Source organism: Blastomonas sp. UPD001 (genome assembly GCF_003426715.1).
Classification (GTDB): Bacteria; Pseudomonadota; Alphaproteobacteria; order Sphingomonadales; family Sphingomonadaceae; genus Blastomonas.
The window spans coordinates 1,401,943-1,412,374 of the sequence record NZ_QKVT01000001.1 but is presented as its reverse complement, the minus strand read 5'-3'; the positions used below and the strand labels follow the sequence as shown (position 1 = coordinate 1,412,374).

General features: G+C 61.3%; 12 protein-coding genes and 2 pseudogenes. 10 read left to right on the top strand and 4 right to left on the bottom strand.

Going from position 1 to position 10,432, the window contains the following annotated elements:
• Positions 1-82: 82 nt before the first annotated feature.
• Positions 83-748 (top strand): GAP family protein, encoded by a 666-nt coding sequence (locus DM995_RS07155; protein WP_116968966.1) that lies wholly within the window; start codon positions 83-85, stop codon positions 746-748.
• Positions 749-841: 93 nt separating this feature from the next.
• Positions 842-991: pseudogene (locus DM995_RS07145) on the top strand (IS3 family transposase); the annotation flags it as partial.
• Positions 992-1,033: 42 nt separating this feature from the next.
• On the opposite strand, the pseudogene DM995_RS22740 reads toward DM995_RS07145, so the two are convergent.
• From DM995_RS22740 to DM995_RS07130, 3 genes and pseudogenes are all read right to left on the bottom strand, one after another.
• Positions 1,034-1,171, bottom strand: a pseudogene (locus DM995_RS22740) (phosphotransferase-like protein); the annotation flags it as partial.
• A gap of 235 nt (positions 1,172-1,406) precedes the next feature.
• Positions 1,407-1,988 carry a hypothetical protein gene (locus DM995_RS07135; RefSeq protein WP_116968965.1) on the bottom strand — a complete coding sequence of 194 codons (582 nt, stop codon included), beginning with the start codon at positions 1,986-1,988 and terminating at the stop codon, positions 1,407-1,409.
• Positions 1,981-2,460: an RNA polymerase sigma factor gene (locus tag DM995_RS07130; RefSeq protein WP_116968964.1), complete on the bottom strand. Its 480-nt coding sequence runs from the start codon at positions 2,458-2,460 to the stop codon at positions 1,981-1,983. The genes DM995_RS07135 and DM995_RS07130 overlap by 8 nt, the downstream gene beginning before the upstream one ends.
• Positions 2,461-2,587: 127 nt before the next feature.
• Here DM995_RS07130 and DM995_RS07125 point away from each other — a divergent pair, with 127 nt between their 5' ends.
• Together DM995_RS07125 and DM995_RS07120 are read left to right on the top strand one after the other, a co-directional pair.
• Positions 2,588-4,009 (top strand): amidohydrolase family protein, encoded by a 1,422-nt coding sequence (locus DM995_RS07125; protein ID WP_116968963.1) that lies wholly within the window; start codon positions 2,588-2,590, stop codon positions 4,007-4,009.
• Positions 4,009-4,293 carry a hypothetical protein gene (locus DM995_RS07120; RefSeq protein ID WP_116968962.1) on the top strand — a complete coding sequence of 95 codons (285 nt, stop codon included), beginning with the start codon at positions 4,009-4,011 and terminating at the stop codon, positions 4,291-4,293. Before DM995_RS07125 ends, DM995_RS07120 begins: the two co-directional genes overlap by 1 nt.
• A gap of 243 nt (positions 4,294-4,536) precedes the next feature.
• On the opposite strand, the gene DM995_RS07115 is transcribed toward DM995_RS07120, so the two are convergent.
• Positions 4,537-5,190, bottom strand: coding sequence for a TetR/AcrR family transcriptional regulator (locus tag DM995_RS07115; RefSeq protein ID WP_198669287.1), 654 nt, complete (start codon positions 5,188-5,190; stop codon positions 4,537-4,539).
• Positions 5,191-5,360: 170 nt separating this feature from the next.
• Between DM995_RS07115 and DM995_RS07110 the strand changes: the two genes are divergently transcribed.
• From DM995_RS07110 to DM995_RS07085, 6 genes are all read left to right on the top strand, one after another.
• Entirely contained in the window at positions 5,361-5,780 is a 420-nt protein-coding gene (locus DM995_RS07110) for a hypothetical protein (RefSeq protein WP_116968960.1), read from the top strand.
• Positions 5,781-5,790: 10 nt separating this feature from the next.
• Positions 5,791-6,516 (top strand): DJ-1/PfpI family protein, encoded by a 726-nt coding sequence (locus DM995_RS07105; RefSeq protein WP_198669286.1) that lies wholly within the window; start codon positions 5,791-5,793, stop codon positions 6,514-6,516.
• Positions 6,517-6,533: 17 nt separating this feature from the next.
• The gene (locus tag DM995_RS07100; RefSeq protein ID WP_198669285.1) at positions 6,534-6,869 is read left to right on the top strand and encodes a DUF3817 domain-containing protein; all 336 of its coding nucleotides are present in this window, start codon (positions 6,534-6,536) and stop codon (positions 6,867-6,869) included.
• A complete protein-coding gene (locus tag DM995_RS07095) occupies positions 6,866-7,981 on the top strand; it encodes an HlyD family secretion protein (protein WP_198669284.1) in 1,116 nt (371 codons plus the stop codon). Before DM995_RS07100 ends, DM995_RS07095 begins: the two co-directional genes overlap by 4 nt.
• Positions 7,978-9,594, top strand: coding sequence for a DHA2 family efflux MFS transporter permease subunit (locus DM995_RS07090; RefSeq protein ID WP_116968959.1), 1,617 nt, complete (start codon positions 7,978-7,980; stop codon positions 9,592-9,594). Before DM995_RS07095 ends, DM995_RS07090 begins: the two co-directional genes overlap by 4 nt.
• The coding region (locus DM995_RS07085) for a TolC family protein (protein ID WP_198669283.1) at positions 9,594-10,432 on the top strand (839 nt) is incomplete at its 3' end. The genes DM995_RS07090 and DM995_RS07085, both read left to right, overlap by 1 nt.

The window sequence follows — 10,432 nt, the reverse complement described above, 5'->3', positions numbered from 1 at the left end:
GCGCGGTGGCATCCGCCATGAAGGCCCGAAATAGGACTGTTGTGCTGATTTCGTCCGAGGGACCTTTGCCGGGGGTCCATCCGTGACGCTCGCCCTCCTTGCCGTGCTGAGCGGACTTGCGCTCGTCGACGCGCTCAATCCTTTCACCATCGCAGCGCAGGCCTATCTCCTCGGCACGCCGCGGCCGATGCGTCGGTCGATCGCCTTTTTGCTTGGCACCTTCGCCACCTATCTTGCCGGCGGCGTGGTTCTTTTGCTCGGGTGGAGCGCATTCGTCGCGCAGGTGCTACCGCTGCTACCTGGCTGGGCAATTCCTGCGGGTGAGGTCATTCTCGGGGTCGGCGCGCTAATCTTTGGTGTCTGGTCGCTGCGCAAAGCTGCGGCGGGAACACCATTCGCTCCGCCGACAGACCTGTCGGTTCAGGCAACGCTCGGCTTTGCGGTCGCTTCGACAGTTGCCGATCTTGCGAGCGCACTTCCCTATTTCGGGGCGATTTCGCAGATCGAGGCCGGTAGGTTCGACGATTGGACGATAGGACTGGCTTTGGGTTGGTACAACCTCCTCTACTGTGCACCTCTTATTGTTCTTATCGTTGCTCGTGCGGCGCTCAGCGAAAACGCGAGCACACTATTCTTTGGCCGTATGCGTCGCGCGATTGATTGGGCATTTGCGAAGATATTGTCGCCGTTGCTGATCGTCGTCGGTGCCGGACTTGCTTTGGATGGTATTCGCCGTCTCGCCTCATGATCGGCACGTGTCCGCCGTCAGCATCAATGGCACAGATTTGAGGTTGTGATTCAAGAAGGATGTGGGCTTCGTCGTAGTGACGAAGGAACGAAGCTGAAGCCCACATCCTCCAATGCAAAATCGTTGGCGAAGGCCACTGCAGAGCAGGTGGTGAAGGACATTCGGCGCCAGACCCGGCGCCACTTCTCGGCCAAGGACAAGATCCGCATCGTGCTGGATGGCCTGCGCGGGGACCAGTCCATCTTCTTGCTCGATGGCCCGAGAAGGCAACATCGAAAGGAAGTCATCCATCTGACCGAGAAGAAACGGCTTTCGAGCGATTCGTTGAACAGCTTTAGCCACTGAGGACTTACCAACACTGCTCACCCCGTTGAGCACGATGATTTGGGTCGGCCGAGGATCGAGCGTCTCTGAAAATAACATCATGATTAAGATTGCTGATTCGGGTTGCTAACTCAACGGGTAAGGCAAAAAGCCGCCTTTCGCCTTTCCACCCAGTTGTGGACATGCGGTCCCCACCCGTCGGCGCCTAAAAGCTGCCGGACAGCTATCTCACCATTTTTGGACAAAAGCTGCCGTTCAGCAAACGCCCACCCTTGAAACCGACGTCGGCGGCCGGTTCCTCCCCGAGTGTTGGGCAATCGCGGAACTTTTGCTCCTATTCCGCGCCCTTCAGCTCGGCAGCAAAGCGGTCGCAGGTGGCAAGTTCCGCCTCAGTCAACCGGCGCCGCCGCCACTGCCAAAGCAGCAGCAACCCGGCGGTAGCGGCCCAGACCAGCGACAGAACCATCGCGGAGCCCAAGCTCACCGCTGCGAACGCGTGGAGTGCCCAGACAGCCGCTGCGCAAGTGAGAAGTATCGCTGCTGCCAGCCGCGAGCCCCTAAGGATTAGCAGCATGAGCTCGGCCTGACGCCGTGCCTGGCCCACGACAGCGTCCGGGGTCTCGAGAGACCCGGCGGTCCGATGCTTTCGAAGCCACCAATGTTCTATGAGCATGAACGGCAAGGCGACAAGCAGCGCCCCCGCTCCAAACAGAAAGAGCGCCTCCTCCCCGTTCCAGGCGCTCACGATGAACCACGCAAAGGCGGCGATCGTCACCACGACCCCAATGCTATTCAACCATGTCCAGAGTCTGATCTGCTGTTCACGCCGGGCTATCAGGCTACGCGCCTGATTCATGTCAACTGGCTGCTGCCGCCACTGAACCTTCATCATCTCCAGGAGATCGTCGTCATTCATCGAGCATTTCCTTCAGCAACGCCTTTGCGCGCTTGATCCTCACACCGACGTTGGAAACGCTGATTCCCAACGCCTCGGCGATGTCCACATAAGCCAGCTCCTCAAGGACCAGAGTGATCACCTGCCTATACGGCAGCGGCAGTCGCCGGACCGCCGCTGCCAGCTGGCGTGATCGATCCGATTCGATCAATCGCGCTTCCGGTGTTTCCGGGTCGGCGGACGGCGGCGACTGGGTCTTCCGGCGCTTGGCCTCAGACTCGCGGATGACATGCGAGACTCCGCGATTGTGGGCGATCCGGAACAGGAAGGGCGCAAGCTTCTCCTTCGAGCGAAGGCGGGGCAGCGCTTGGTGAATCGCAAGCAGCATGTCCTGTCGCAGATCCTCCTGCAGCACCTTGTCCGCTTCGTACGAAGCGGCGATTCGAGCGAGCGACGCGCCATAATCGCGTATGATGTCATCGAGCTGGCTCACGCGCTATTCAGTCTGCGCCTCGTCCGGAAACTTACAAAATATTTGTTCTTCGACCGCGTAAGAAAATCGGTCCTGATACCGACTGTACAAGCAAATCCAAAGTTGGAGACCGCTTGTGAAGACTCGAATGACAATCGCCCTGGCAGCGGCGATGCTGATACTGACGCCATCCGGAGCGCAATCGCCGGTACGCGATCTATACTATGGCGTGACAATTATCGACCCAGCTACCGAAACGGTGCAGCCTGACAGTTACATCGTAGTAGAGGCAGGGCAGATTGTGGAGGTGGGTCGCGGACAGCCGCCGGCAACGCCTAACGTCCGGCTCCACGATTATCGTGGTCATTTTGCAATGCCCGGTCTCATTGACACCCATGCCCATGTGACGCTCGGACCGATGCGGATCGAAACCGAGGGCGGTCTAAAGATGGTCGCTGCGCACAGGCCCGACGTCGTCACCCACAACGCACGCCATCTGCTGGCGTTCGGAGTGACCACGATCCGCAATCCCGGCGGCGACATGGCAGCGAACCAAGCCTACGACGCCCGCATTGCCGCAGGCCTGCTCGACGGCCCCGAAGCCTTTCACGCGGGAGAGGTGATTGATCGCTCCCCGATACCGATCGAGGGACTGGTATCCCGGCCAGCGCCTGACCTCAGCGTCTCCGACATCGTCCGCAGGCAATCAACGGCCGGCGCAGACTTCATCAAACTCTACACCAACTTGTCCGAGGAAGAGCTGAAGGAGGGCATTGATACGGCACATGCAGCGAACCGGAAGACCATTGCCCATCTGTCGGATGTCAGCTGGACCCGTGCAGCCGAAATCGGAATCGATTCGATTGTTCATATGATGCCGATCAGCCCGGACCTCCTGCCGGAGGATCGGCGCATGAAGTATCGAAAAGAGCGCCGCGAGGGATTCTTCCAGTCCTTCGAGTGGTATGAGGCCGCGGACTTCGACGCCGAGCCGGTGCGGGAGATGATTGAGACGCTGGCGCGCGAAAAGGTGTTCATCGATGCGACGTTGGTCGCCTTTCAACCAGCCTTTTGGGGAGACAGGCCCGAGATCCGCGATCGCGATCTCGCCTTTGTGCACCCCGACATGGCGGCAAACTGGCAAGCCGGTTTCCGCTTCGATCTCGGATGGAAGGAGCAGGACTACCGCCGGGCGCAGGCAGTCTGGCCTAAGGTGCTCAGCCTGACCCGGTGGCTCCACGAGGCGGGCGTTCCGATGACGATCGGTTCTGACCTCGCGAATCCGTTCATCGCTCCCGGGATCAGCTTGTCGCGTGAAATGGAGTTGCACCTCGAGGCCGGAATCCCAGCTTGGGCAGTGCTGCGGATGGCGACGGTTGACGGCGCTCGACTGCTGGGAATCGAGGGGCGCACCGGCAGGATCAAGCCCGGCCACGAAGCTGACATTCTGATACTTAAGGCTGACCCGCTCGCTGACTTCGCGAACCTTCGGCAAGTCCGTGCGGTGCTGAACAATGGCAAACTGCTGTGCCCTGCCGAGCTTCGGCAGGCGCGCGCGGAGCCGCAATAATGGTTCAGGGCACCAAGCGCCGGGTCGCTGTGCTCGGAGTGGCGGCGCTGATCTTCCTGCCGTGGCCGACACTCGCCGCCGCTTGGCTGATTTTGGACCCGGGCCTGACCGAATGGACGATGATGGTCGCCGCAGCCGCGGTGACTACCGAAGCAGGACTCTACTTGGGCGCGGTAGTGCTCGGAGTGTCGTCATTTCGACGGATTCGGAATCGGCTGCGGTTTCGACGGGCCAAGGACGAGGACAACGATGCCGCAAGCGCACGTTTCGACGATCGGCGATAGCAGGTCAGGGCTCTGCAAGAGCAAATGCACCGGCAGGTAACGAATTGAGAGCAGTGCGGTGCAAGGCCCGGACTGAGGAAGCCAGTCAGGGGCCATTCCTTTTGATCTAATCGAGTGATTGGTCGAGCGGCAGGAAACCACACACACCCGGTCATTCCGGTGCCTTCGTCTGCATTCCAAAGCCGGCCATTGCCGACAACGGCTTCGGCCGGACGCTTACAATCCGACCTCTGAACGGACCTTTCATCCGCGCCGTGCTCGCCGCGTCCGGATCGGCGCAGGCCGGTCGTCCGACGCTATGTCGGTCTCGCCGAGTGCCGCACGGATCATGCGCTTTACTGTAGGTGTTGCGCGCGCCAGTTCGGTGTCGTCGTGGGACACACCCATGACGACCAAGCCTTCGACAAGGGCGGTAATTGTTAAAGCCGCGCCGTGCGGATCAATCGACGAGGGGATTTGCCCTTTGGCTTGCGCTTCCGAGATCAAGGCTGCCAGACCGTCGTTCACTTCCCGGTAAATCGAACGCACCGCAGCTCCGACACGTGGGTTGCGGCCTGCCTCAGCGAATACGTCGAAGGCAAGTGCGCCGTCGATTGCATAGTCGCCCAGATCAACGGCCGGGTTGAGCGACAACAGGAGCGCATCAATAAGTTGATCTTCCTCGGCAAGGCGCCCCATTGTCTGAGCAGCAGCGGCGCGGTCTTCCTCGGCGATGGCGGCGACGATATCGTCCTTGCTGGCAAAATAGTGGTAGAGGTGGCCGGGGCTCATGCCCGCTTCCCGACAAATGTCCGCGATGGATGCGCCCGCGAACCCTTTCTCCCGGAAGCATTGGGTTGCGGCGTCGAGAACCTGGCGCCGACGCTTCTCCGTCTTTTCAGCGTTGGCCTTGCGCAAGATACCCTTCCCCTGACGTAGATAGAGTGAACACTCTAAGCACAATGGCGGAGCTTTAGCCAGCCATGCCTGCATAATAATCTAGATCAAACGCTCTAAAGTTCTTGACCTGGCAGAGGGCGACACGATAAGCGACAAACATAGAGTGATCGCTCTATGTTTGGAGTCGCATGTCGGATCTCGCTGCCTCGCTATATGCCCCGGTCCTCAGCTTGCATGGCGGATGGCGGTGGGTTGTGCTCGGTGCGCTGCTTGCTGCGATCATCGCGACCTTCCGAGGCCGCGGATCAGGGCCAGCATCGCGGCTGGCGGTCGTTGCGGTCGACGTTCAACTGACCATCGGCTTGTTGCTCTATCTTTGGCTCAGCCCCGTGACCCGGTCGGCAATGCGGGATGGGTTTTCGGACAGCGACGCACGCTTCTTCGGATTGGTGCATTTCGCGGCGATGCTTTGCGTCGTCGTCTTCGCGCACGCCGCCGGCATGTCGGTGCGGCGGGGCGCCTCTCGGCGCGGGGCATGGCTTTTCACGATCGCTTTGGGACTTAGCCTTGCCGCAACGCCTTGGTGGCGTCCGCTACTCCGTTTTTGAACCCTTCCCGATGGAGACCATTATGACCCCAATACCTCCCGAACAGACGCTCAAGGTGGCGATCCTGGTATGCCCCGGCTTCGTACCGATGGACGTTTTCGGTGCGCATACTGTGTTCGGCATCTCGCCCAACGTCGAGATCCATCTGGTCGGGAAGTCGACCGATGAACTGATGGGGGTGCCGACTTGGCCGACCCGTGCCACGACGTCTTTCGCGGATTGTCCCGACGTCGATGTGTTGGTCGTCGGCGCAATCCCTCACGAAGTCGTTGACGATGATGAGGTGTTGGAATTCTTCAAGGCCAAGGCCGCTTCAGCGCCCGCAGTGATCACTGTGTGTGGGGGCGCCTTTCTGGCAGGTGCCGCAGGTCTGCTCGACGGTCGCCGCGCCACCACCAACTTCCAGATGCTCGATGCCCTTGCCGACGTTGGCGCAATCCCGATTGTCGGCGGAAGGATCGTAATTGACGGGAAGTTCGTTTCAGCGGGGCCAGTGACGGGGTCCTTCGAAGCGGCGTTTGCGGTTCTCGAGCGTCTTCGCGGCATCGACGTCGCTAAGATGGCAGAGCTAACCATCGAATATGATCCGCGTCCCCCCTATGGCGTGGGAACACCCGAATTGGCCGGTCCGGAAATGACCAAGGCCTCGATCGAAGCTTACGGACCGTTAGCAACGGCTATTCGAGAGCACGCTCGCCGCGCCTTTCTTCGGCACCGCACGGCAGCATCCGCATGATCACGGATCGAACCCAGATGAGCGTGCCCATCGATATGCGCACGCCGATGGGCAGGCTGCGCGTCGCATCGCGGATAGAAGGCGTGACGTTGATTACGCTTATCGGCGTTGCTGTGCCGCTCAAATATCTTGGTGGCGAGCCGGGATTTGTCGGACTGATGGGGCCGGTCCACGGCGTCGCATTTGTTGCTTATCTTTTGATGCTTACCGAAGCGGCAGCCGCCGGCGGGTGGCGGGCCAGTGAAGTCGTGCGAACAGCGCTGCTAACCGTCATTCCGTTCGGTCCATTCTTAAACGACGGGTTTCTGGCACGAAAGGCTGCGGCGATCGCTCAGGCGGAGGTTCAGCCGTGAACGCAGTGACCTCAGCCGATACAACTGTCGAGGATGATACACCGACCGCCCCAACCAAGCACTCGCCGCTGAAATCGCCCAAAGTGAAGGTGATTCTAGGTTTGGTCGGACTCGGAGCGCTCATCGCTGCCGCCATCTGGGGTTGGTCCTGGTGGTCAAAGGGTCGATTCATCGAAACGACCAATAATGCATATGTGGCTGCTGACAGCGTCACGGTTGCCCCAAAGATTGCCGGATATGTCAGCGAGGTGCTCGCCCAGGACAATCGTGCGGTCTTCCAGGGAGACGTCCTTGTCACGATAGACCGCGCGCCGTTTGCTGCTGCTGTCGAGGCCGCGCGCGCCGAGGTCGCCGCCCGGAGGGCTGATCTGCTCCGCGTTCAAGCCGAAATCCGGGCGCAGGGCGCGGCAGTCGATGAGGCCCGCGCGAATGCATCGGTTGCCCGAAGTGCAGCATCGCTGGCTGAAACAGAGGCGCGTCGTTTCAGCGCCTTGGCCGATGCTGGTGCTGACACGCTGCAACGACGCGACGAGGCACTGGCAGCGCGTGCGCAGGCCGCTGCACGTTTACAGGCGGGATCGGCGACGGTCCGTACCGCGTCCGAGCGTGTGGGCACGCTTCGCGCGCAGCTTGAGCAGGCGCGTGCTGCCATTACGGCAGCAGAAGCCAGATTGGCGGCTGCCGAACTGGATCTCGCTGCAACGGAAATACGCGCCGTTCAAGGAGGCCGTGTGGGCGACCGCACCGTTCAAACCGGCCAATATGTTCAGGCAGGCACACGTCTCATGACGATCGTTCCAACGTCCGGTCTGTATATCGAGGCAAACTTCAAGGAAACACAGCTGGCGCGGATACGATCGGGTCAGCCCGTCGAGGTGACGGTCGACGCGCTGCCAGGAGAGACGATTGCCGGGGTCGTGGACAGTCTCGCCCCTGGCACGGGATCGACCTTCGCATTGCTGCGTCCCGAAAACGCGACCGGTAACTTCACCAAGATCGTTCAGCGCGTACCGCTGCGCATTCGCCTGCAGCCAACGCCTGCTCAGGCCGCGCGGCTGGCGCCGGGACTTTCGACCGAGGTTGCGGTCGATACGCGCAGCGCGCCGCAATGACGGCGGCAATCGCAGATACGACAGGCGAGCGCGTTCCGTCGTCGGGGGCGGCGGACGCGACATCGGCGCCGACCAATGCAAGTCTATCGGACTGGATCGCGGTGTTGGCCGGTATCATCGGTGCATTTATGGCGGCGCTCGACATTTCGATCGTCAACGCGTCGCTTCCGCAAATCCAGGGAGAGATCGGCGCGTCCGGTACGGAAGGCACATGGATCGCCAACAGCTACCTCGTCGCCGAAATCGTGATGATTCCGCTCACCGCCTGGTTGGTTCGCGTGTTCGGGTTGCGACGTCTGCTGGTTGCGTGCGCCATTTTGTTCGTGGCCTTCTCGGTTGTTTGCGGTCTTGCCGACAATCTCGGCACAATGGTTCTCGGCCGGGTCGGTCAGGGTTTCTTCGGCGGTGCGCTCATCCCTTCGGCCATGACGATCATCGCGCTGCGCCTGCCCGCCCACCAACAGGTCCAGGGCTTTGCACTCTTCGCGATCACGACGATCATGGCTCCGGTGTTCGGACCGCTGCTCGGCGGGTGGCTCACCGATAACGTCAGCTGGCACTGGCTTTTTTTCCTGAATGTGCCGGTCGGTATCGTTTTGGTCATGATGCTCAGCCTGGCACTGCCTTCAGAGCCTGCGCGCCTCGAAGAGCTGCCTCGTGCCGATTGGATCGGCATCGCCGGTCTGACGCTTTTTCTGGGTGCGGGAACCGTCGTCCTCGAGGAAGGCCAGCGCGAGGGGTGGTTCGAGAGCGCGCATATCATCCAGTTGACCTTCGTGGTGGCGGTTGGTGCAGTGCTGACGGTTTGGTCCCAGTTGCGGCGCGCCGAACCGGTTCTGAAGCTACGGCTGCTCGCCGACCGCAGCTTTGCGGGCGCTTTCATCGTCAGCGTGATCATGGGCGCAGCCTTCTACACCGTTCTTTACATTCTCCCCGTCTTCCTGGGCACCATTTCCGGCTATAACGCGGAGCAGACGGGCATAGTCACGATGTATTCGGGCGCGGCCGCCGTTTTCGTCATCCCTTTCTTTCCTTTGCTCTCCAAGGTGCTGGACGCCCGGGCACTTGTTGCGATCGGCCTGCTCGCGTTCGCCGCGAGCTGCTTCATGGATCTCGACCTGACGGCCCAGTCCGGGCGCGACGAGTTTTTCTGGTCGCAGGTGGTGCGCGGGATCGGTCAGACGCTGATCTTCCTCCCGCTGAGCCAGGCCGCGCTCGCTGGCATCACTCCTGAGGACACGGCCGACGCCTCAGGCCTCTTCAACATCGCGCGTAATCTCGGCGGGTCGATCGGTCTTGCCGGAAACGCCATTCTGATCGACACTCGCTCCCAATTTCACGCGCAGCAGATCGGTCAGTCGGTTACCGCGAACAGCGCCCTCGCCGCAGAGCGGCTGACGCAAGGCGCGGCTCCCTTCATCGCTGAAGGCATGGACGCAGCTTCGGCGCAGGCAGCGTCACTTAGACAACTCGGCATTCTCGTTCGGCAGGAGGCGCTGGTGATGACCTATGCCGATTGCTTTTGGCTGTTCGGGATCGCGATGATTGCGGTGATCCCGGCTGTCCTTCTCCTCAAAAAGCCAGCCGAAGGTGCTGGCATGGCGATGCACTGATGCGATATGCGACCATTCGAGGCGCTGCGGTCGCCTCCGCTCTGGCGCTGTTGCCAGCATGCACCACAGTCGGCCCGGACTATGCTGGTCCGCCAACGGCAGCCCCGCTTGCCGCAAGCGGCGCCAAGTTTCTGAACTCTGCACCCGACAACGAAGGACCGGCGATCGCGACCTGGTGGCACGGCTTCGGCGATCCTGTCCTCAACAGCCTGATGGAGGATGCGCTAGCTGCCAATCGGACGATTGCTTCCGCCAAAGCGCGACTGACGCAGGCTGAGGCGGTTTTGCAGGCGCGCCGCGCTGATCGGCTGCCAGTCGGTGAAGCACGAGCCTCTTACGACCGGACCCGGCCTGCTGTGGCGGGGCTCGGTGTGCTTCCACCCGGAATCGAGGTGCGCGACATCGATCTCTACGATCTTTCCTATCGCGCGAGCTGGGAGATCGATCTGTTCGGCGGGCAGCGCAGGTCGATCGAAGGTGCCGTGGCGCGGCTCCAGATGGCCGGAGCATCGCTCGAGGATGTTCGCCTCGCTGTGCTGGCCGATACCGCAGAGGCCTATCTGGAATTGCGGAACGCGCAGGGACTCCTCGCTCTCAATGCCGAAGACGCCGACATTCAGGAGCAGCTCGTCAGTTTGATCCTCACCCGTCGCCGGCTAGGGGTAGCATCGGATTTGGATGTCGACCGAGCCGAAGGAAGGCTGGCTGCGACCCGAGCGGCGCGTCCGATAATCGAGGCAGACGCTGCCGCCGCACATGCGCGTCTCGCGACGCTGACAGGGCGTGAGGTGGCGGCGCTGCCGGGAACGCTTATGCAAAGGGGTCCACTACCCTCGCC